Annotated in this window: 20 protein-coding genes and 1 pseudogene; 13 read left to right on the top strand and 8 right to left on the bottom strand. The window is 41.3% G+C overall.

Annotated elements, in window-relative coordinates; all coding sequences use genetic code 11:
• Nucleotides 1–77: 77 nt before the first annotated feature.
• The 3 genes from FPL17_RS05935 to paaZ form a co-directional block, all read right to left on the bottom strand.
• A complete protein-coding gene (locus FPL17_RS05935; RefSeq protein ID WP_159883921.1) occupies nt 78–1,490 on the bottom strand; it encodes a spinster family MFS transporter in 1,413 nt (470 codons plus the stop codon).
• A gap of 412 nt (nt 1,491–1,902) precedes the next feature.
• Nucleotides 1,903–2,193, bottom strand: a complete 291-nt coding sequence (locus FPL17_RS05930) for a DUF1330 domain-containing protein (protein ID WP_159883919.1) — start codon at nt 2,191–2,193, stop codon at nt 1,903–1,905.
• A 75-nt stretch (nt 2,194–2,268) separates the two neighbouring features.
• A complete protein-coding gene (gene paaZ / locus FPL17_RS05925) occupies nt 2,269–4,371 on the bottom strand; it encodes a phenylacetic acid degradation bifunctional protein PaaZ (RefSeq protein ID WP_159883917.1) in 2,103 nt (700 codons plus the stop codon).
• 265 nt (nt 4,372–4,636) lie between these two features.
• On the opposite strand from paaZ, the gene paaA reads away from it, so the two are divergent.
• The 13 genes and pseudogenes from paaA to FPL17_RS05860 all read left to right on the top strand — a co-directional run bounded on the left by paaA (nt 4,637) and on the right by FPL17_RS05860 (nt 17,235).
• The gene (paaA, locus tag FPL17_RS05920; RefSeq protein ID WP_005188895.1) at nt 4,637–5,572 is read left to right on the top strand and encodes a 1,2-phenylacetyl-CoA epoxidase subunit PaaA; all 936 of its coding nucleotides are present in this window, start codon (nt 4,637–4,639) and stop codon (nt 5,570–5,572) included.
• Nucleotides 5,573–5,605: 33 nt separating this feature from the next.
• Nucleotides 5,606–5,896 (top strand): 1,2-phenylacetyl-CoA epoxidase subunit PaaB, encoded by a 291-nt coding sequence (gene paaB, locus FPL17_RS05915; protein ID WP_005188892.1) that lies wholly within the window; start codon nt 5,606–5,608, stop codon nt 5,894–5,896.
• Nucleotides 5,897–5,908: 12 nt separating this feature from the next.
• Complete coding sequence (gene paaC, locus FPL17_RS05910) at nt 5,909–6,664, top strand: 1,2-phenylacetyl-CoA epoxidase subunit PaaC (RefSeq protein ID WP_159883915.1); 756 nt, start codon at nt 5,909–5,911, stop codon at nt 6,662–6,664.
• Nucleotides 6,665–6,680: 16 nt separating this feature from the next.
• Nucleotides 6,681–7,181, top strand: a complete 501-nt coding sequence (paaD, locus tag FPL17_RS05905) for a 1,2-phenylacetyl-CoA epoxidase subunit PaaD (RefSeq protein WP_005188886.1) — start codon at nt 6,681–6,683, stop codon at nt 7,179–7,181.
• A gap of 23 nt (nt 7,182–7,204) precedes the next feature.
• A pseudogene (locus FPL17_RS05900) lies at nt 7,205–8,265 on the top strand (2Fe-2S iron-sulfur cluster-binding protein).
• 8 nt (nt 8,266–8,273) lie between these two features.
• Nucleotides 8,274–9,047 carry an enoyl-CoA hydratase-related protein gene (locus tag FPL17_RS05895; RefSeq protein WP_159883913.1) on the top strand — a complete coding sequence of 258 codons (774 nt, stop codon included), beginning with the start codon at nt 8,274–8,276 and terminating at the stop codon, nt 9,045–9,047.
• Nucleotides 9,047–9,838, top strand: a complete 792-nt coding sequence (gene paaG / locus FPL17_RS05890; protein WP_159886805.1) for a 2-(1,2-epoxy-1,2-dihydrophenyl)acetyl-CoA isomerase PaaG — start codon at nt 9,047–9,049, stop codon at nt 9,836–9,838. The genes FPL17_RS05895 and paaG overlap by 1 nt, the downstream gene beginning before the upstream one ends.
• Nucleotides 9,839–9,840: 2 nt before the next feature.
• Nucleotides 9,841–11,379, top strand: coding sequence for a 3-hydroxyacyl-CoA dehydrogenase (locus FPL17_RS05885; RefSeq protein ID WP_159883911.1), 1,539 nt, complete (start codon nt 9,841–9,843; stop codon nt 11,377–11,379).
• A gap of 12 nt (nt 11,380–11,391) precedes the next feature.
• Nucleotides 11,392–12,603 (top strand): 3-oxoadipyl-CoA thiolase, encoded by a 1,212-nt coding sequence (pcaF, locus tag FPL17_RS05880; protein WP_159883909.1) that lies wholly within the window; start codon nt 11,392–11,394, stop codon nt 12,601–12,603.
• A 42-nt stretch (nt 12,604–12,645) separates the two neighbouring features.
• Entirely contained in the window at nt 12,646–13,935 is a 1,290-nt protein-coding gene (paaK, locus tag FPL17_RS05875) for a phenylacetate--CoA ligase PaaK (RefSeq protein ID WP_151717145.1), read from the top strand.
• A 54-nt stretch (nt 13,936–13,989) separates the two neighbouring features.
• Nucleotides 13,990–14,961, top strand: a complete 972-nt coding sequence (locus FPL17_RS05870; protein WP_151717144.1) for a PaaX family transcriptional regulator — start codon at nt 13,990–13,992, stop codon at nt 14,959–14,961.
• Complete coding sequence (locus FPL17_RS05865) at nt 14,942–15,544, top strand: DapH/DapD/GlmU-related protein (RefSeq protein ID WP_151717152.1); 603 nt, start codon at nt 14,942–14,944, stop codon at nt 15,542–15,544. The genes FPL17_RS05870 and FPL17_RS05865 overlap by 20 nt, the downstream gene beginning before the upstream one ends.
• A gap of 236 nt (nt 15,545–15,780) precedes the next feature.
• Nucleotides 15,781–17,235, top strand: coding sequence for a benzaldehyde dehydrogenase (locus FPL17_RS05860; protein WP_151717143.1), 1,455 nt, complete (start codon nt 15,781–15,783; stop codon nt 17,233–17,235).
• Nucleotides 17,236–17,372: 137 nt separating this feature from the next.
• Here FPL17_RS05860 and FPL17_RS05855 read toward each other — a convergent pair whose 3' ends face one another.
• The 5 genes from FPL17_RS05855 to FPL17_RS05835 form a co-directional block, all read right to left on the bottom strand.
• Nucleotides 17,373–18,704, bottom strand: coding sequence for an APC family permease (locus FPL17_RS05855; RefSeq protein WP_151717142.1), 1,332 nt, complete (start codon nt 18,702–18,704; stop codon nt 17,373–17,375).
• Between the two features lie 151 nt (nt 18,705–18,855).
• On the bottom strand, nt 18,856–19,563 hold the full coding sequence (locus FPL17_RS05850; RefSeq protein WP_151717141.1) for a PDC sensor domain-containing protein: 708 nt from the start codon (nt 19,561–19,563) through the stop codon (nt 18,856–18,858).
• A gap of 64 nt (nt 19,564–19,627) precedes the next feature.
• On the bottom strand, nt 19,628–20,347 hold the full coding sequence (locus tag FPL17_RS05845) for a FadR/GntR family transcriptional regulator (protein ID WP_151717140.1): 720 nt from the start codon (nt 20,345–20,347) through the stop codon (nt 19,628–19,630).
• A 56-nt stretch (nt 20,348–20,403) separates the two neighbouring features.
• The gene (locus FPL17_RS05840) at nt 20,404–21,174 is read right to left on the bottom strand and encodes a nuclear transport factor 2 family protein (protein WP_159883907.1); all 771 of its coding nucleotides are present in this window, start codon (nt 21,172–21,174) and stop codon (nt 20,404–20,406) included.
• Nucleotides 21,175–21,202: 28 nt separating this feature from the next.
• Nucleotides 21,203–22,633 (bottom strand): gamma-aminobutyraldehyde dehydrogenase, encoded by a 1,431-nt coding sequence (locus FPL17_RS05835; protein WP_159883905.1) that lies wholly within the window; start codon nt 22,631–22,633, stop codon nt 21,203–21,205.
• Nucleotides 22,634–22,945: the final 312 nt, after the last annotated feature.

The following is a 22,945-nucleotide window of genomic DNA, read 5'->3' as shown; positions in this document are numbered from 1 at the left end:
TTCCTCGACGCTATTATTTTAAAATTCAGATTGAGCACCTTCCTTCATACAACTTGAAGGAAGGAGGGTAACAATTTTTAGCCGAGTTGTTCGTGTTTGATACTTTCACGATAATATTTGCAGCCTATGTAGAGCAGAAATACCCCGAGTAAGCCTGCAACTGCATTTACAATTGAGATGGAGTTACCCACCATCAACGTATTTTGAAAATATTTATCCGTTAATAGTGCAACAGCGGTTGTACCTACACCTAAAGCAATCAAATTTGAAACCAGTAGAAATTTCGCTGAGACCTGAGCACGTAACTGGTTTGGGGTAAGCATTTGAGTTGCAGCAGCCGATGCGGGAATCGGAAAGGTTGAGAAAAACATAGCCACAAAAATTAAGGCAAAGGATAAATACATATTATCGACTTGAGTAAACAGCACACTTGGAACAATAAGTGCAGTACAGCCGATCATTCCTGCTCGAATCGCTGCATCGCTATAACCCTTTTTAGAGAAATAATCGATGAGCCATCCACAAAATAGTGCTCCAGCCGTGTTTGCAACCAAAATAATACTGCCGAGAATATAGCCTGTTTGGCTGGCATCTAGGCCAAAGTGTCGCATGTAAAATGCAGGTGCCCATCCAAGCAGTGAATACAACATCATGGTATAGAACGAGAAACCAATAAAGTGACAAAAGAAGGTCTTTTTATGGGTTTTAATAAAGGCAATAGAGTTTTTAAATGATGCTTGGATTACCTGCCCATTTTGATCAACTTTTAAGCCTTTTCGTGTTGGTTCCTTTACCGTTAAAATCATAACTAAAGCGAGTAAAACACCTGGAAGCCCGACGATAAAGAAGGTGAGTTGCCATGTTTTTAATTGACCAATGACTGGCAGGACGACTGAATCAACATTTTTTAAAAGACTAATCACATAACCGCCAATTAAAAAAGCCAAACCAGAGCCAATAAAAGCACCAATCGCATATAGCCCTAACGCACGACCTAGTTTCTCTTTGGGGAATAAATCGGTCACGATGGAGTAAAAAGCAGGGGATAATGCAGCTTCACCAGCACCTACACCTAATCGTGCGAGAAACATCTGAGCAAAGTTTTTACTTAAGCCACATGCGGCTGTTGCTAAGCTCCAGAATGCAATACCAATCGAAATAATCTTAATCCGTGATTTCTTATCAGCGAGTGCGGCAATCGGGATGCCCATAAAGGCATAGAACAAAGAAAAAGCCAAACCTTGCAATAGACTAAATTGGGTGTCGGATAGCATCAGGTCATGTTTAATGGGTTCGATCATCAAGGATAAAATTTGACGATCTACAAATGAAAGAATATAAGCCAACATGCAAATCACGACGACATACCATTGGTAGCCATAACGTTCGCGTTCTAAATGCGGCTCTGGATGTATTTGAATCACTTGTTCAGGCGATAGCTCTGCCTTTTGCTCATTCCTGAGCATACCTTCTGGGTGGTTATCATTCATTCTGCATCTTCCTATGATGACTGTGGATTAAATGATACTAAATAAATTTTATTTTTATAATTTAGTGTCATTTTTAGTCTATTTTATTTTATAGGTTTGATTCAATAGCTATTCTTAAATAAAGCTTAATTTTTAATTTGACTGAAAAAATAGAATGATTTTTACAAGAAATAAGAAATCTATATTTGAGGTTAATTTTATTTTTATTATTGTTATTGTTGTATTTATTTTAATTATTTTATTGAATTTTCATGTTTTTATGAAATGTAAATAAACATGCATTGGCTGTGGGAGATTTTTGGTTTAAAAAAGTATAGGCGTGACTATTTATATTATTGTTAAAATAATTTTTAAAGTGATTCTTAAATTAAATAATTAAAAAAAATATGTAATTTAATTTTGTTTGAATTGTCTAGTTTAATCCTTCAGTCAGAATCACCATATATTCGCCTCCAAGATCTCGGTGTTTTTTAGCTTCTTGATAGGCATCACTGTGATACCAATTTTGAGCTTCCTGCATACTGCTAAATTTAATGATGGCCACGCCGTCGCTTTCGATATTTTCCAAAGCAATAGACTGACCATAAAACACAATCGGTTCAGCATCAAAGCCTTGGCTCGCTTTGCGTGCTAAAGATGTATAGGTTTTCATCTCATCTTTATTTTTCAGTTCTTTACGAATCAAAATGATATATGCGCTCATTTGCTTTCCTGATGGATAGAGACTAAGTGTTGATTTGTTGATGGATACGATGTCATATCCATCAACGCTCATGTATTAAGCTGCGCGAGCGACCAGTGTTAGGATGTCGTAAGTGGCAACCAGTTCGTCGCGTTGGTTTTTCACTTTTATATCCCATACCACCACACCATGTGCAGGTTGTGATAAGTCTTTTTGTGGTTTTGGTGTTTTTTGTTTGCAGGTCAGTTCAACACGGATTGAATCACCAATTTTCACTGGCTCAACAAAGCGTAAGTTGTCCATACCGTAGTTGGCAATCACGGGGCCTTGTGCGGCATCGACGAACAATCCTGCTGCTGCAGATACGATAAAATAGCCATGTGCGACACGTTCACCAAAGAATGAATCTGCTGCTGCAATTTTGTCAGTATGTGCATAGAAATAATCACCACTTAAGCAGGCGAAATTGACAATATCTGCTTCGGTCACTGTACGACGCGCTGTCAGTAAACGTTCACCAATGACCAGTTCATCAAAATCCTTTTTAAAAGGATGTACGCGGTCTTGCTTGATGTTTGAGCCTGCTGTCCATGAGTGGGTAATTTGAGTCAAGCTATTTGGCGAACCTTGAATCGCAGTCCGTTGCATATAATGTTTGACTGCGCGAATGCCACCCAGTTCTTCACCACCACCAGCACGACCAGGACCGCCATGAATCAAATGAGGTAGTGGCGAGCCATGACCTGTACTTTCTTTGGCAGATTCTTCATCCAGAATATGAACTCGACCATGCCAAGGTGCTATTTTCTGAATAATCTGTTCAATGTTTTCATGACTGTTTTTGACAACGGATGCAACCAGACTACCTTCACCACGTGCCACTAAATCGGCAAGCTCATCAATGGATTGATATGGCATAAGCGTACACACTGGACCAAAGGCTTCGGTGGTGTGTACATGCGTGGCTTGCAATGGTTGTTCACAGAGAAGAAGTGTTGGTGGGAAGAATGCGCCATTTTCAGGAGTAGCTGCATTAAATTTAAAATTTGTTGTACCACCAAAAACAATTTTTGCATCTTTAGCCAGTTCTGCAACTTTGTTTGCAACATCCAACTTTTGTTTAGGGCTTGCTAATGCTCCCATTGTGGTGTCTTGTTTCTGTGGATCGCCCACAATCACTTTTTCCAGTTTAGCAATCAGCTTTTGTTGTACTTGCTCAAGTTGTGCTTGTGGTACGAAAGCACGGCGGATGGCCGTACATTTTTGTCCAGCTTTGGTGGTCATTTCTCGGAAAACTTCACGTACAAACAGATCAACTGTGGTTTCATCTGCTTCAGGGCTTAGGATGGCACTGTTGACAGAATCAGCTTCCATACTAAATGGAATTGAATATTTATTGAGATGTGGGTGGTTACGGAGTTTTTGGCCAGTGTAGGCTGAGCCTGTAAAGGTTACACTATCTTGTGGACCTAAATAATCAAAAAGATCATCAATTTGTCCGCAAATGAGTTGTAGTGATCCTTTCGGTAGAAGTTGCGTATCTTCAATCGCTTTAACAACTACTTGGGTGAGTTGAGCACCGTCAGTTGCAGGTTTAACAATACACGGCACGCCAGCCAATAGCGTCGGGGCAATTTTTTCTAACATTCCCCAAATTGGGAAGTTAAATGCATTGATATGAACTGCCACACCCGATTTAGGGCTTAAAATATGCTTGGCGCCAAAAGTGCCATTTTTTGAAAGTTGAATCCAACTGTCTTCGGTAATAATTTTTTCATCATTCAGCTCTCGACGTACCAAACTTGAGTAGGCAAATAAGGTCTGAATTCCACCTTCAATATCAATCCAGGCATCTTTGCGTGTTGCACCTGTTGCATAGGCAAGCTGATAAAAATCTTCTTTATGCTCAAGTAGGTGCTGTGCAATTTGTTTTAAAGCATTGGCACGTTGATGGAAGGTCCAATTTGCCAGTGTTGCACCATTCTGCTTGGCATATTTAACCACTTGCTGCATGTCGATGCCATGACTGCTGACACTATAGATTGGCTCGCCAGTAATGGCATGTACAACCGTGCGTCGATCTTGATGGCTTGAATGCCACGTTCCATATACAAAAGATCCAAGTTGAATCACTTCTGATACAGGCTGTTGTTCTGCTGCTGATTTAGATGTTCCTTCTAAGAGTGCTTGATCAAGCATGAGTAAACTCCATTTTTATGTGATACATCAATTTTTGAAATACTAAAAATATGATTCATAATTTCACGCTGATTGAATAAAAAGTCAACTATATTTTATAAAAAAGAAAGCATGTTGATTTTTATTATTTAAATATAGTTAACAAAAACAATGTCATATCTCTATTTTTTAGAGAAGTTTAAATATGATACATAAAATGTTATTGACTTTATTTTTAATGTATCGAAAAATGGATTTAAGGGTGAGACCTAAAGGGAAGACACAAATGGAAAATAAGTATCAGAAATTTGAGCAAAATATTGCCAATGACATCACGATAGAAGCGAAAGATGAAATGCCAGATGCCTATCGTAAAACTTTGATTCGCCAAATTGGGCAACACGGTCATTCTGAAATTGTTGGCATGTTGCCTGAAGGAAACTGGATTACGCGTGCACCGACTTTAAAGCGTAAAGCGGTTTTACTCGCAAAAGTTCAAGATGAAGCAGGGCACGGACTTTACCTCTACAGTGCAGCAGAAACATTAGGTGCTGACCGTGATGACATGATGGAAAAACTGATTGATGGAAAAATGAAATATTCATCAATTTTCAATTATCCGACGGTGACTTGGGCCGATGTAGCTGCGATTGGCTGGTTGGTAGATGGTGCTGCGATTGTGAATCAGGTAGCGTTGTGCCGTACCTCTTATGGTCCATATGCACGTGCCATGGTACGTATCTGTAAAGAGGAAAGCTTTCATCAACGTCAAGGTTTTGAAGCCATGATGGTACTAGCCGCTGGAACACCTGAACAAAAACAAATGGCACAAGACGCTGTAAATCGCTTTTGGTGGCCAGCACTGATGATGTTTGGGCCAAGCGATGAGCATTCTCCAAACAGCGCGCAAAGTTTGGCTTGGAAAGTTAAACGATTCAGTAATGATGATTTACGTCAAAAGTTTGTCGATAACACGGTTCCGCAAATTTTGCAGCTTGGTTTAGACGTTCCAGATCCTGATTTGAAGTGGGATGAAGAAGCGGGACGTTATATCCACGGTGAAATCAATTGGCACGAATTCAATGAAGTTATTGCGGGTCGAGGTCCATGTAACCACGAGCGTATAGAAGCACGACGCAAAGCTTGGGAAAACGGTAAATGGGTTCGAGATGCAGCTGTTATCTACGCGAAAAAGCAGCAAGCCGTAACGCAAGTCGCTTAAGCAAAATTTATGGACAAAATTGAGGACATCAAAATGGAAGATAAAAATAACTGGTCGCTTTACGAAGTATTTATTCGTAGCAAACAAGGTCTAAGTCATCGTCATGTTGGTAGCTTAAGAGCATCTGATGATGAAATTGCATTGCAACATGCACGCGATGTGTACACCCGTCGTAATGAGGGAATTAGTATTTGGGTGGTTCGTTCTGAATTGATTAAGTCATCACAGCCAGATGAAAAAGCTGAATTTTTCGAACCAGCGCTAGACAAAGTTTATCGTCATCCTACGTTCTATCATATTCCTGATGGCATCGAGCATATGTAAGGGAGTATGGAAATGAATAATCCTATTTTATCTAAGTTCTTATTACATATTGGCGATAGCCAGTTGGTATTTGCGCAGCGTTTAGCGGAATGGTGTGGTCATGCACCAGAGCTAGAGATTGATATTGCCTTGGCAAATATTGGTCTGGATCTGCTTGGGCAATCGAGAAACTTTTTAACCTTAGCTGGGCAATATGAAGAGGCACAGCGTGATGAAGATCAATTGGCTTACTTCCGTTCAGAACGTGAATTTCTCAATTTATTGATTTGTGAACAGCCAAACGGTGATTTTGCTCAAACCATCGTGCGCCAATGGTTAATGGATCATTATCACTTGTTATTAATGACATCTTTAAGCAAAAGTGCAGTAGCCGAGATTGCTGCGTTGGCAATGAAATCATTAAAAGAAGTGAAATACCACATTCGCTTTTCAACCAGCTGGATGGAGCGTCTGAGCTTAAGTACAGCAGAAGCACATCAGCGTGTACAGGTCGCATTAGATAGCTTGTGGCGTTTTAGTGCAGAGTTGTTTGAGTTGACGGCTGAAGAATATGTACTGGTTGAGCAGGGTTTAATCAGTGACTTGTCTGATGAAAAAGCACAATGGGACAAGACAATTGCTGAAGAATTAAAACGATTTGAGCTGACAGTTCCTGTAAATGGTGCTTATCGCCGTGGTGCCAAACAGGGTCTACATACGGAACATTTAGGATATTTGTTGGCTGAAATGCAGGCCATTCAACGCACTTATCCTGAAATGACTTGGTAAGACAAGGAGTTGAGCCATGCAAATGATACGTCATTGTATCGATCAGTGTTGGGATGTTCTGCAAACGGTCAGTGATCCTGAGATTCCTGCTTTATCTGTAGTGGATTTGGGCATGATTCGTGGAGTGGAACTGAATGATCAGCAAGAAATTATTGTTCGATTAACACCTACCTATAGTGGCTGTCCTGCAACTGATTTATTAAAAGCGCAGATTGTCGAGGCGTTGGCAGCAGAAGACCTCACTCCCGCAAAGGTGATTGTTGATTTATCTGAAGCATGGACAACCGACTGGATGTCTGAAATAGGCAAGAAGAAGTTACAAGACTATGGTATCGCGCCGCCAGAGGGTTTAGCACATCAGTGTGGAACACATGTTCATTTAAAAGATGGTGTGGTGTGTCCGCGGTGTAAAAGTCGAAATACCAAGCTGCTCACGGAGTTTAGTTCGACCGCGTGTAAGGCCTTGTACAAATGTCAGGACTGTCTTGAGCCCTTTGATTATTTTAAATGTATTTAAAGTTTTAGATAAGGAAATCAGCCATGAGCCAATTTATTCCCTTAAAAGTAAAAAGTATTACACCTCAGACAGATCAGGCCATTTGTATTGCGTTTGATCTTGTGCCTGAGCAACAAGAACAATTTAAATTTCAGCCAGGTCAACATTTAACGATTCGCCATTTAACTGAGGCAGGTGAGATTCGTCGTTGCTATTCGATCTGTAGTTATGCACCGAAAGAAGATATCAGTATTGCAGTAAAAAAGATGGATCAAGGTCAATTCTCAAATTGGGCCAATGACTATCTAAAAGTCGGCGATGTTCTTGATGTGATGCCACCACAGGGTGTTTTTTCCAAAAAGCAGCCAGATCGGGCGGTCAAGCATTTTTAGGTGTTGCTGCAGGCAGTGGTATTACCCCAATTTTGTCGATTATTAAACAGGTTTTGTTTGAACAATCGACATCGAATTTTACCTTGCTCTATGGTAATCGTTCATGGAAACAGACCATGTTTGCTGAGCAAATTATGGATTTGAAAGATCAATTTAAAGAACGCTTCCAGTTGATCAATATTTTTTCCCGTGAATTCAACGAAAGTGAGTTGATGAATGGTCGAATAGATGAAACAAAATTAAAGCAATTGTTTGATCATGACGTATTAGAAAGCAATTTTGATCATGTTTTTGCCTGTGGCCCAGATGGAATGATGGACACAGTCGAAAGCCTGTTACCGACCTATGGTTTAAGCAAAGACAAGATTCATACTGAACGTTTTAATACCGGTCATGTCCGTAAACGAGCAGTCGATGCCGATGCGAATCGTAAGGAAGAACAAGTCAATATTGTACTGGATGGTCGTGAACTGATCGTGTCAGTGTCTCAAGACGATGAAAGCATTTTAGATGCAGCATTACGTGCAGGTGCAGATTTACCTTATGCATGTAAAGGCGGCGTGTGTGCGACCTGTCGTTGTAAGGTGCTCTCTGGTGATGTTGATATGTTCTTGAACTACAGTCTTGAAGATGATGAAGTCGAAAAAGGCTATGTGTTGAGCTGCCAAACTTTACCTAAAGGCTCAAATGTCCGTTTGAGTTTTGATGAGTAGAGGTGGTTATGCAAGAGCTGATCAAAGCCGAAGTAACAATTGATGGTGTAATGCTATTAACCCTCAATCGTGCTGAAAAACGGAATGCTTTAAATAATGCGACCTTGCAATATTTATGCGAATTGCTCGAAGAGGCAGAACACAATGCCAGAGTCAAAGCCATTGTTCTAACAGGCAATCAATATTGTTTTGCAGCAGGTGCTGATCTTGCTGAGTTAGCAGAAATGGATTCAGTGGCCTTGCAACTCGATATCCGTCCAAAACTATGGCAGAAGATCGATGCGTTTAGTAAACCGATTATTGCAGCTGTGAATGGTTATGCCTTGGGTGCGGGATTTGAACTGGTTTTACACACAGATATCGTACTGTGTGGTGAAAATGCCAAATTCGCCTTGCCAGAAATTGGTTTAGGCATGTTACCAGGTGCTGGCGGCACACAACGTTTAGCACGCTTAGTCGGGCAACAATTGACCATGCGCTGGGCGATGACAGGTGAAATGCTTTCGGCACAACAGGCAGAGCAACACGGTATTTGCAGTGAAGTAGTCCCTACAGCATTAACTGTGGAATATGCCATTCAATTAGCCAAGAAAATTGCTCAACAAGCACCCTTGGCGATTCGGGTAATTAAACAATCGATCAAAAGTATTCATGAAACAACACTGAGTCAGGGATTAAAGCTTGAACGCCAGAATTTTGTTTGGTTGGCGGCAACAAACGATCGAAAAGAAGGAATTAACGCATTCTTTGAAAAAAGAAAGCCTGTATTTAGAGGTGAATGATGGACTATCAAAATATTATTGTAGAAGAAAAGAATGCTGTTGGTTATTTAACCTTTAATCGACCAAAGGCACTGAATAGTTTTAACGTGGATATGCACCGTGAAGTCGCTGAGGTCTTGGGCTTTTGGAGTAAAAACCAAGATATTCGCTGTGTCGTGATTAGTGGTGAAGGCCGTGGTTTCTGCGCAGGGCAAGATCTTGGCGATCGTGTGGTTGATCCAAATGCTGCTGCGCCTGATTTAGGTTACTCGATTGAAACCTACTATAATCCGCTGATCAAAATGATTGTCAATATGCCCAAGCCTGTGATCTGTGCGGTAAATGGCGTGGCAGCTGGTGCAGGTGCAAATATCGCTTTAGCTTGTGATTTGGTTGTCGCAGCGAAATCTGCCAATTTTGTACAGGCATTTTGTCGTTTAGGTTTGGTACCAGACTCAGGTGGAACCTGGTTTCTGCCACGTGCTGTAGGTCAAGCCCGTGCAATGGGTCTAGCTTTGCTGGGAGATAAACTTCCTGCGGAAACTGCAAAAGAATGGGGCATGATTTGGGATGTTGCTGAAGATACTGAGCTGAAATCAAAAGTCACTGAACTGGCAGAACGTTTAGCCAAACAGCCTACCTTTGGTCTGTCACTGATTAAAAAAGCCATCCACCAATCCAGCAATAACAGCTTTGATGAACAGATGTTCTTGGAGCGAGATTTACAACGTATCGCAGGGCGTTCAGAAGATTATCGTGAAGGTGTGCAAGCTTTCATGAATAAGCGTGAGCCTGACTTTCAGGGGCGCTAAGCATGATGAATCTAGATTTGTCTCAAGCTAAAATTGCCGTGATTGGCTCTGGAACAATGGGGATCGGTATTGCTCAATTGGCGATCGTCAATGGTCATTCGACTATTCTCTACGATCTCGATCGTGAAAAGAGCCAGCAGGCGGTTGATGGATTGCATCAGACCTTCGCGAAGTTGACAGAAAAAGGCAAGCTAACCTCTGAGCAGGCACAGCAAGCACTTTCACGTTTGACCATTGCTGATCAAATCGAAGCATTGGCAAGTGTCGATTTAGTGATAGAAGCGGTGGTTGAAAAGCTGGAAGTGAAACAATCTTTGTTTAAGCAGCTGGCGACGATTTGTAATGACCAAACTATTTTAGCCACCAATACCTCATCTATTTCAGTGACAGCAATTGCATCTGCTGTTCCACATCCTGAGCGAGTGGTTGGACTGCATTTCTTTAATCCTGCACCTGTGATGAAGCTGGTCGAAATTGTACAAGGTTTAAAAACAACGGAAGTTTTATGTCAGTCATTAAGAACGCTCATGCTGGCTTGGAACAAAATTCCTGTCTTAACCAAGTCAACGCCTGGATTTATTGTCAATCGTATTGCCCGTCCGTTTTATGCAGAAGCATTTCGAGCCTTGCAAGAACAGGTCACAACCTATGACCAGCTCGACTATGCCCTAAAGCAGTGCGGTGGTTTTGCGATGGGACCGTGTGAGTTAACTGATTTAATTGGGCAAGATGTTAATTTCTCAGTCACTCAAAGTGTTTATGAAGCCTTCTTTTATGAACCGCGTTATCGTCCAAGCCTGATTCAGAAAGAATTGGTTGATGCTGGTACATGGGGACGTAAATCAAAGCAAGGCTTTTATCGCTATGATGAAAAAAATCAGTATGCGACTTTTCAGCCTCAGCTTATTACTGCGCCGTCTTTTCATGCTGATGTTCAAGTCAAAGGTACATGGGCGCAATGTCCGCATTTATTAGAACGTCTGGGCTTAAGTCGTGCTTTAGCAAGCAATGAAAATATCATCCAAATTGATGATGTTGATTTGCGTCTAAGTCATGGAGAATCTGCCAATATCGATTATCCAAGTCGTAAAACGGTATTGATGGATTGGCATCATCATTTTGAACAGGCACAGGCGGTGGTTCTTAGCCATAACCATCTTTGCCAAGCGGATGATCTTGCAACTGTTGAGGATTTCTTTGTCCAATCCCAGATCAAGGTACTTTGGATCAGTGATCATCCAGCACTATTAACCTTGCGTACGATTGTTTTGCTGATTAATGAAGCCTGTGAAGCAAGTCTGCATGGTGTTGCGAGTATGGAAGATATTGATAATGCCATGAAATATGGAGTGAACTATCCTAAAGGGCCGTATCAATGGATGATGCAATTGGGCGCTGAATACGTCTTGGCAACACTTAACAATTTATATGCGATCTATGGCGAAGAAAAATATCGTGCAAGTCTTTATCTCAAACAATACGTGGCGAAGCAGCAGTGTATTCGCGCTGATTATTCAAAAGATTTAAAAGCCTTTGCATAGACAGGAGTCAAAATGGAAGACGTTTTAATTTGCGATTTTATTCGTACCCCAATTGGTCGCTATGCAGGTGCATTAAGTTCAGTGCGTACTGATGATCTTGCGGCATTGCCGATTAAATATTTAAAAGAAAAGCATGCTGATTTACCTTGGCAAGAATTGGATGAAGTGTTTTTAGGGTGCGCCAATCAAGCGGGTGAAGATAACCGTAATGTGGCGCGTATGGCAACCTTATTGGCTGGTTTACCTGAAGCTGTTCCTGCAATCACAGTGAACCGTTTATGTGCATCTGGTTTAGATGCAGTCGGTTTGGCAGCACGCTCAATTAAATCTGGCGAGTCTCAATTTGTACTGGCAGGTGGCGTGGAGTCAATGAGCCGAGCGCCCTTTGTTCAAGCCAAGCCAACAGAAGCATTTGGACGCAGTCCGGAAATATTTGATACCACGATTGGCTGGCGTTTTGTTAATAAAAAGATGAAAGCCGAATATGGCACCGACAGCATGCCGGAAACGGCTGAGAATGTGGCTGAGAAATACCAGATTAGCCGAAAAGATCAGGATGAGTTTGCGATTCGTAGTCAACAAAAAGTGGCAGTGGCGCAACAAAATGGTTTTTTTACAGATGAAATCTTGCCCGTTGAACTGGTCGATCGTAAAAAGAACATCACTATTTTTAGTCAAGATGAGCATCCACGAGCAGAGACTAGCCTAGAGGGTTTGGCAAAACTCAAAGCCCCATTCCGTAAAGAGGGTGGTTCAGTCACTGCGGGCAATGCTTCTGGTGTCAATGATGGTTCGGCATGTGTGTTATTGACCAATCGTCAGTTTGCTGATAGCCACGGATTAAAACCTTTGGCACGTGTGGTCGCGATTGCAAGTGCAGGTGTTGAGCCAAAATATATGGGCATTGGGCCCGTGCCAGCAGTTCAGAAACTTTTAAAACAAACAGGTCTTCGCTTAGATCAAATGGATGTGATTGAGCTGAACGAGGCATTTGCAGCTCAGTCTTTGGCCTGTATGCGTGAGTTGGGTTTAAAAGATGATGATGCACGTGTTAATCCGAATGGTGGTGCGATTGCCCTTGGACATCCACTGGGTATGAGCGGAACTCGTTTGGTGATTACCGCCACCAGAGAATTAAAAAGACGTGGTGGTCAATATGCACTGTGCACCATGTGTGTTGGTGTCGGCCAAGGTGTGGCCCTTATTTTAGAAAATTTAAATTAATGTAGATGGTTCTCGTGTAATAACGACATAGGAGATACGGCAGTGGATAGCCAAATTATAGATAATGTAGAAAAAATGACGCTAGCGGAGTTGCGAGCACTTCAAACCAAACGGTTAAAGGAAACATTGACCTATGTCTATGCCAATAGCCCGGTGTACAAGAAAAAGTTCGATGATGCTGGTGTACATCCCGATGACTTTGTGACATTGGATGATCTCGCAAAGTTTCCATTTACCACCAAACAGGATCTAAGAGATAACTATCCGTTTGGTATGTTTGCTGTGCCGCAGGAACAAATTGTCCGTTTACATGCTTCTTCTGGGACAACAGGCAAACCCACCGTAGTTGGATATACCCAAAAAGATATTCATACTTGGTCGGATATCGTGGCGCGTTGCTTACGTATGGCAGGTCTAAGTGCCAAGGATATGATTCAGGTTGCCTATGGTTATGGTTTATTTACTGGTGGTTTAGGTGCGCATTATGGTGCAGAACGCTTAGGTGCAACCGTGATTCCGATGTCTGGTGGTCAAACCGAAAAACAGGTTCAACTGATTCAGGACTTTAAACCGACAGCGATTATGGTGACGCCATCATACTGTGTGAGCATTATTGAAAAACTAGAGCAACAGTTGGGTAGTGCACGGAATACTTCTTTAAAAGTCGGTATTTTTGGTGCTGAACCTTGGACAAATGAGTTACGTCGTGAAATCGAAGAGCGTTTGAATATCAAGGCATTAGATATTTATGGTTTATCTGAGATCATGGGGCCGGGCGTTGCGATGCAGTGCCTGAATGAAGGTGAAGGCTTAACCATTTGGGAAGATCACTTTTATCCTGAGATCATTAATCCTGAAACAGGTGAAGTGTGTAAGGATGGTGAATTGGGCGAACTGGTATTCACTACCATTACCAAAGAAGGTTTGCCGATTATCCGCTATCGTACCCGCGATTTGACTCGTTTATTGGCAGGTCAGAACATGGCGATGCGTCGTATGGACAAGATTGTAGGACGTAGTGATGATATGCTGATTATTCGTGGGGTAAATGTATTTCCAACTCAAATTGAAGAACAAATTCTTCAAGTGCCAAGTCTAGTGCCGAATTACGAAATTCTGGTTGCGAAGAAAGGGCATATGGATACTTTGCACATACGTACAGAAATGTGTCATAACTGTGATCAGCAAGCACAGCAACTGGCTAAGCAGCTGATGCAACGGATTAAAACCATGATTGGGATTTCAGTCACGGTGGAAGTAGTGAATGAACTGACTTTGCCTCGCTCTGAAGGTAAAGCAAAACGGGTAATCGATATGCGTCAGATTGCTTAACATTATGATCATTCAGGGTATAGAATCTATATCCTGAATCTTAAACGCTAAGACATGGGTATGAGTGTAAAATTACAGCAAATTATTGATTCGATTATTAAGAATGAGACTTTAAGCGGAACTTCGCTGATTTCTACTATTTTTGGAGATTCAGTCCTGCATCGAGGAGGCAACATCAGCCTTGCAAGCTTGATTCAGCTAATGGAGCTTTTTGATTTTAATGATCGTGCTGTAAGGACTTCAGTTTTCCGTCTAGTGAAAAGTGATTGGTTAGGTTCAGATAAAATTGGTAGAACCAGCTTTTATCGGATTACCGATGCCAGTCGAGCAAAATACTTGCAAGCAGAGCAACGGATTTATAATGATCAGATGAAGGAATGGGATCACTCTTGGGATCTGATTCTAATGTCGAGTCTGGATACTGACAATAAAGCATTTTTAAAGAAAGAGTTGGAATGGTTAGGTTTTGCCAATATTTCAACCAATCTTATGGCTTATCCAGGCTTTAATCGACTGCAATTACAAAAGCTATTAATTGATTTGAACATGAGTGAACAGGTGGTGGTGTTTAAGGCAGAGACCTTACAGTTATTTAATAATTCAACTGAAACTATCGCTCGCATGTTAGAGACCAATTGGCCGATTGATGAGTTACGACAACGCTATCTGCAATTTCTAGATATGTTTCGGGAGATTGGCGTGATTTTAATGCAGGACGATGAGAGCATTGAACCGATTCAAGCTTTTCAGATCCGAACCTTACTGATTCATTACTATCGTCGAATTTTACTGAAAGATCCTGCTTTGCCCTTAGAATTGTTGTCAGCAGATTGGCCAGCAGTCAATGCACGTACTTTATCCATGAATATTTATAAGAAGGTATTTGAGGCTGCAGATGACTATTTCTTGTCGGTTGCTGCAACATCAGAAGGACCTATGCCAAATGCAACGGCACATTTTTGGCGCCGTTTTGGTGGTTTGAACCAAAATAATGAGAGAGTGAATGATGCCTTGTTACAGTATTGATGGTGTGATTCCAGTCGTTCATCCCAGTGCATTTGTACATCCTACAGCGGTGTTGATTGGCGATGTGATTATTGAGGCAGGTGTTTATATTGGACCTTTTGCTTCACTGCGGGCTGATTTTGGTCGCATTCATATCAAACAGAATGCCAATGTACAAGACAGTTGCATCATTCATGGTTTTCCGCAAAGTATAACTCTCGTTGAAGAAATGGGGCATATTGGCCATGCTACGACGTTGCATGGTTGTCGTATTGGTCAAAATGCCTTGATTGGCATGAATAGTGTGATACTGGATTATGCTGAAATTGGTGAAAATACCATTATTGGTGCAAATAGTCTGGTGAAAACCAAAGATAAAATTCCTGCCAATGTATTGGCAATGGGCAGTCCAGCAAAAGTTGTGCGAGATTTATCAGAACAAGAACGCGCATGGAAAATCAAAGGGACCCAAGAATATATTTACTTGGCGCAGCGTTGTTTAAACACGATGATAGAGGTGGCACCTTTAGCAGAAGAATCTGCTGAACGGAGGACCTATCAAGCTTTTCAGGCAGAGCATCAGATTAAACCAAACGCAGAATGAAGCCGATATTTCAATGACTTGGCTTATTTATGCTTTCCTGTCAGCTCTAATAACAAATACCGTTTAGTCAAAAAAAGACAACAGCTTCCCATTCAATATCAGCACATGATGAAACTTAAAATATCGTTCAGTGTGAATAAACACAGAGCACTATTAGTAAGAAGCGTTCATCTCATTTTAGGAAAACAAGATGCCTAAATTGAATGTATTGGTTAAGAAAATACAATGAGGTCATGATGTCTATTTTAACAAAAGAAATTTGGGATCAAAAATTATTTCGTGGTACATGGCAATCCGCCAAGAACGGTTATCAAGTGGTTGAAGTTGCAACGGGCGAGTCATTAGGCCAGATCGGCTATGCCTCAGCAGCAGATATTGCAGATGCTGCGCAACAAGCAAAGCTTGCACAAAAGCAATGGTGGGCGCTGAGTTATCAAGAACGTCAGGTGGTGTTCGAACGCGCAGTTCAGATTTTGACGGAGCATCAAGCTGAAATTATTGAATGGTTGGTAAAAGAAAGCGGTTCTCTACAATTAAAAGCAGGTTTTGAGGTTAATATTTCGATACAGGTATTAAAGCATTGTATTGGATTACCTGCGGCTGATCAGGGCACATTATTGCCGACTTCTCAAGGTAAATTAAGTTTAGCAAGACGTGTTCCTCTAGGTGTCGTTGGAGTGATTTCGCCGTTTAATTTTCCATTATATCTTGCACTACGTGCGGTTGCGCCTGCATTAGCACTGGGAAATGCAGTTGTGCTTAAGCCCGATGAGCGCACTGCGGTCTGTAGTGGTTATGCAATTGCCCGAATTTTTGAATTGGCGGGTTTACCACAGGGACTATTACACGTTTTACCTGGTGGTGCAGAAGTTGGTGAAGCACTAACATTGGACAAAAATATTGCCAGCATCCAATTTACTGGCTCCACTCATGTTGGTCGTATTGTGGGTGCCAATGCAGCTAAAACACTGAAAAAAGTATCACTCGAGTTAGGCGGTAAGAACTCTTTGATTATTTTAGATGATGCAGACATTGAACTGGCTGCTGAGAATATTGCTTGGGGTGCGTTTTTGCATTCAGGTCAAATTTGTATGACATCTGGAAAAATCTTGATTCAGGAAAATATCTATCATCAAGTCAAACAACGTGTCATTGAAAAGGTCAAAAATTTTGTCGTGGGTAATCCTTTGCAAAGTGATGTCACGATTGGTCCACTGATTAATGCCAAACAATCGCAACGTGTCGAGCAACTGGTTAAAGATGCGATTGCGCATGGTGCAAAACTGGAAGTCGGTGGGCAGGCGAAAGGGGTTTTCTTTGAGCCAACGGTATTGGCAGATGTAAAGCAAGACAATCCGATTTTTACTGAAGAAATCTTCGGTCCAGTGGCAGTCTTGATTCCTTTTAGCACCGATGAACAGGCAATTGAACTTGCAAATGAAGGCGATTATGGGCTTTCGGCGGGCATTATTACTGCCAATGTTGGCCGTGCTATGCAACTTGGACAACAACTAAATGTTGGTTTATTACATATTAATGATCAAACGGTAAATGATGAAACAGTGAATCCATTCGGTGGATTTGGAGCATCAGGCAATGGTACACGGATTGGTGGACCTGCAAATGCTGATGAGTTTACCCAATGGCAGTGGATGACGATTCAGGCACAAGCACCGCATTACCCATTCTAGATTTTTTAATCTACGAATACACGTTTGCAGTATAAGAGGATTGAGCTAAACATTTGAGTTGGCCAATTTCTAAATGCGCTTATTTGCCCCTTTACACAAGGGGCAAATAGCTGATTCAGTTGATATTGATAAACAATTTAACAGGTGTTAGTTAGAGTCATATTTTGCTTTTTCATCAACTTGTAAATAAATATCAGCAGACCAATAGCCAGCCAACAGCTTCCAAATTTTAAGGCCGATGAGTCTAGATTGATCCAGAGACACAGAATACTGATCACAGAAATAAGAGGTAAAAAGAGATTAAAAAACTTATTTTTAAATCCTAAACGCTGCTTTTCTTTGACATAAAACTTGATGAATACCGAGAAGTTGACCGCGGTAAACGCAACCAGTGCACCAAAACTAATCAGGCTGATTACTTGCGCAAGATTTAAGAAAATAGCGCTTAATGAGATAAATCCGACAAATAATACCGAGAAAAATGGTGTACCTAAAGCCGCATGAAGTGTTCCAAAGTACTTTCTGGGGAAAATATTATCTTTGCCCATGATATAGAGTAGTCGAGATGCACTGGCATGTGATGCGAGTCCTGAGGCCACGGTATTCATAATTTGCCCGCATAAGAAAATCGACTGGAATAAAGCACCACCGACATACAGTACGATTTCTGGAAGTGCCTCAGATGGATGGTGAAAACGGGCATTGGTTGGATAGTACAGTTGAATGAACCATGATGCGGTAAAGAAGATCATGCCGCCAAAAAGTGTGGTGAGAAGGACAGCATAAGGAATCGTTTTGGTGGGATTCTTGGTTTCATTGGAGAGGGTTGTAACTGCATCAAAACCCAAAAAAGAAAAACAGAGTACAGAGGCGCCTGCAACCAGAGGCAATAACTCCTGCGGACCAGTCCACAAAGGATTTAAAGTCAGTACATATTCATAACCTTGCGTATTTCCAATCCCTTGAATGACTAAATACACAAAAATAATCATCAGGATAATAGGGGCGAATACAAAAATCAGGCTGATGTTCGCGAGTAAACGAATACGGAAGCAATTGACTAAAGTGACTAAACCAGCAGATATGACCACCCAAAACCAATAGGGAACACTGGGAATGAGGGCAGTTAAATAAATGGCTGCAAGTAAAACGTTAATTAAAGGCAATAATAAATAATCAAGTAAGGTACACCAACCGACGAACAGACCACTTTTAGGACCAATACTTTCAGTGGTGTAGGTATAGGCAGAACCTGCTTTTTCTGAATGTTTACTAAATCGTGCATAGCTAAATGCAGTTAATAGCATTGTGGTCAGTGCTAATAAATAAGCCAGCGGAACATGGCCGTGGGTGATTCCTGAAACAATGCCAAAGGTATCAAATACGGTCATGGGGGTCATGTAGGCAATACCGATCACAGTGACTTGCCACAATGAAAGCTTTTTAAGAGAGGCAGATTCTTGTTCCATATTCCTTCAACCTGATTTATTGCGCTTTTCTATCCAGAAAAACTTGTAATTTTTAGGCAAAAAACTCCCTTGGCTTATTTTTTTGACAAGCCAAAAAGAAAAAACTTATGCGAAAGAGATGGTTAAGCGTTTAATTTAGAACAAGTGAGTACTAAATCACGACCAACCTTAACGACTGACTGGTAACAGAACTTGTATATTTATCGGTTAAGTTCTTCAATAATGTCCCAGTCCTGATACTGATATCATTTGAGGTAATGACTCGAGCAGTATTATTGGTGATAACCGCTTTTTGCTGGATATTTTTAAGCTTGGGAAGCAGCACTTTCTCCAGTGCAGAGACCAGCACATCAATCGCAATAACGCCAATAAACTGGTCTCGAATCATGACTGGATGGGCCATCGTAATGGTATAAGCGCCGTTACAGATGTAATCGACGTAGGGGCCGTAGAAACAGGGTTGTTTATTCTCGGCAGGTTGATGGAACCATTCAAATGTCCGGAAATCTAAAAAACGTTGCGCGTTTTGGTAGTTTTCGAGTTGTGCTTGCTGTAATTGATTTTCTTTTTTATACCACCATTCTAATGTCCAGTATTCCTGTTCAGTGCTCGTTGCAGCGCTATAACTGGCGAAACCCATACCTTGACAATACTGGCTTTGATGCAGAGCTGCTTTTATTTCCTGTTGGAGCTCTTTACGCTCTGTTGTAGAAAGCTTAATGTCCTTGGTTTTTCCAGCCTTATGTTTAGATAGAATCTGACTTGTTTTATCTGCGAGTATCTCTGCCAGAGAAGTTGTTTCATCTGTTATTTGTTGAAGCAGCTGCTGAAGCTCTTCTATATATGCAAGTTGGGTCATTCCTTATAACTCCTAAAATTCCATATTCTTGCGATCAATGCCTTGATTATCCTTTTATTATTTTTTAATTGATCGATAATTTATATTGCAGCATTTGATCGGTTTGCATGGAAATGATTTTTCTCGTTTGCAAAACGGCTTCATCGCCATTTCCTTGAGTAAATGATGACAAAATTTTGTGGTATTGGCCTACCACAGCTTGATGAAAGTCATCATCTTGGTACAAAACAGCAATAAGTGGGGCCCATTCTGCTTGTAACGCGAGTTCTTGATTTGCCAGCCGTGCGGACTGTGCAAATGAAGTCAAGCTGAGTAAGCAACGCAAATCCAGTTGAGCACGTATATCTGCCTCATGGGCCTGAGTAAACTGTTCAATCAATGTGCTAATTTTATCAAGATCAGCTTCTGTGGTTCTCTGGGACGCCAAATAAGCACTATGACTTAAAATCGCACTATGAAACTCACCTAAATCAGCGAGATACTCTGTCGATGCCTGACGCAATGGATGCAGGCTTAAACGTAAATCAGCAGGTAATTCACAAATAAAGCTGCCACCATTGCGGCCGCGTCGTGTATCAATTAGACCTTTGACGCGTAAAGTTGTTAAAGCTTCACGCACTGTAATCGGTGAAACACCCATTAAACGCGCTAAGTCAGCTTCATTGGGAAGCTGCTCCTGACTTTTGAGCAGTCCTGAGATAATCGCATTCTCTAAACGTTCAACCACTTGTTCAGAGCGAGTTGATTGTGTGATCGGTGCAAAGATTATCGTATATGCTGACATAGCTGGTTCTCTAGAAGCTAAGTTTAAGGACTTCGCTTAATGATACGGATCAGGGATTAAAACACGCCAAAATTGTGAATTGCCATTTCATCCTCTGGAACAGCAGGTATGGCATCCCAGAGCTCGGCAATTTTACCGTTTTCAAGACGCCATAATTCAAAATAGGCGTGTCGATTTCCTGCGATGCTGCCTTCAGAATGAGTCAATACAAACTGACCATCGGCAATGGTTCGGTGTGTTTTGGAGTATACCAAACCTTCTCCTTGATTACGGATTTTGTTCAAGAAATCAATAACCGAGTTTACACCATCACCAATATCTGGACTATGTTGCAAGAATTGATCACCTTCAGTAAAGGCTCTAAAAGTCTCGTATTCTCCATCAATCAAAGCTTTTTGAAAAAAGGATTGAATAATTCTGCGGTTTGTTTCGATATCGGTATTGCTATCAACGAGTGTGGGTCCATCAAGTTGTGTACGGCCACTGATATTTGGCTGAGCTTCGGCAACAAGTCCATCCCAGTGTTCGACGATTTTGTCATCTTTGACGCGGTAAATATCGAATCCAACCAAAGGTGTTTCATCCAGTCCAAGAAAACGGCCATGAATTGCAACTAAATCACCATCACCAAGTACGCGAAACGGTTCGTGCTTGATGTTGGGACAATCCTGAATCAGTTGGCGAAGTCCTGCCAGACCATCAGCAACCAGCGGTGAATGTTCGATAAAGTCTTGAGAAAAATAACGATCTAAAGCACGGGGATCATGTAAATTAAATAATACATGATGGGCCTTGCTAACAAAGCGTTTGGCTTCCTGAGAATTCATTCTATGCTCCTATTTATATCTATTTTTATTATTCATTTGAGCTCATGACATGCTTGATACGCGTGTATTCTTCGAATCCATAACCAGATAGATCTTTTCCATATCCTGATTTTTTGAAACCACCATGGGGCATTTCTGCCGCTAATGGGATATGTGTGTTGATCCAAACTGTGCCGAAATCGAGTTCACGAGAGAGGCGAGTCGCACGGGCGTGGTTGGTAGTCCAGACACTTGAAGCAAGGCCATATTCAACATCATTGGCTTTTTCCACAGCATCATCTTCATTTTTAAATTTTTGTACAGTAATCACTGGTCCAAAAATCTCGTTTTGAATGGCTTCATCCTGTTGTTGTAGACCGCTGATTACGGTTGCTTCAAAATAGAATCCTGGGCGATCAGCATGCTTTCCACCTGTTTCAACTTTGGCGTGAGCAGGGAGCTTTTGAATAAATGTCTGTACATTTTTTAATTGATTGGCGTTGTTTAATGGGCCATAGAGTGCATCTTCGTCATCAGGTTCACCAAAACGCGTATTTTTTGCAGCTGTCACCAGTTTTGCTAAAAATTCATCATGCACAGATTCTTCTACGATGACACGTGTTGCTGCGGTACAGTCTTGACCTGCATTAAAGAAGCCAGTTAAGGCAATCATTTCAACTGCTTTATCAATATCAGCATCTGCAAAGACCAAGACTGGTGCTTTCCCGCCTAATTCGAGGTGCGCTTTGGCTAAGTTCGCTGCAGCAGAAGCAGCAACTTGCAAACCAGCACGAACTGAACCCGTAATAGAAACCAGTGCAGGGGTCTTGTGTGACACCACTTTAGAACCTACATCAGCACGACCTAATACCACATTGAAAGCACCTTTAGGGAAAAATGGCGCTGCAATTTCTGCCAGAAGCAGGGTACTTTCAGGTGTAGTGTCGCTTGGTTTCAAAACCACAGTATTACCAGCTGCCAAAGCAGGCGCGATTTTCCAGACCGCCATCATTAACGGATAATTCCAAGGCGTTACTTGACCGACTACACCGACAGGTTCACGACGGATACTTGAGGTCAAACCTTCTAAATATTCACCTGTTGATGAGCCATTGAGTAGGCGAGCCGCACCCGCAAAGAAACGAATCTGATTTGCACAAATTGCCACTTCTTCAGAGGCGATCAAATGCTTTAATTGTCCCGTATTACGGCTTTGTGCTTCGATTAAACGTTCTGCATTTGCTTCAACCGCATCTGCTAAATCAAGTAAAGCCTTTTGACGAACAGCGGGAGTACTGCGACCCCAGATTTTAAAAGCCTGTTTTGCTGCTGCATAAGCGGCATCTACTTCTGCATCCGTTGCATTGGGTGATGCAGCATAAACTTGGCCTGTTACTGGACTAACCAGATCGAAATAATCCGTTCCTTGTGCTACTACATATTCGCCGTTAATAAAATGTTTTAGTTGAATTTTAGACATCTGTCGTTCCTTGTCTTTAGGTTTTAAAATATAACATATAAAACTATATGTATTATGTTTTAAAATTTCTGTCAATTTTTTTTATGCATGGAATTTGAGCAAAGATTGATATTTTAAAAAAAGAGAATGCTAAGCAGCTGATATTTATTTAAATCTAGCTTGGGGATTTTTTTACTAAAAATGGACGCTTTCCCATTTTGCTTAAAAAGGCTTTATTTGATGTATGAGTAATATTTAGACAAGATTGATGATTCCCAAAAAACTTGATTGGGATTTTTATGAGTAAAGAAAGAAGGGGCCTAAGGATTTGAT

The sequence above is a fragment of the Acinetobacter dispersus genome, assembly GCF_009884975.1.
Taxonomy (GTDB): Bacteria; Pseudomonadota; Gammaproteobacteria; order Pseudomonadales; family Moraxellaceae; genus Acinetobacter; species Acinetobacter dispersus.
This window is presented reverse-complemented; position numbering and strand designations above follow the sequence as displayed.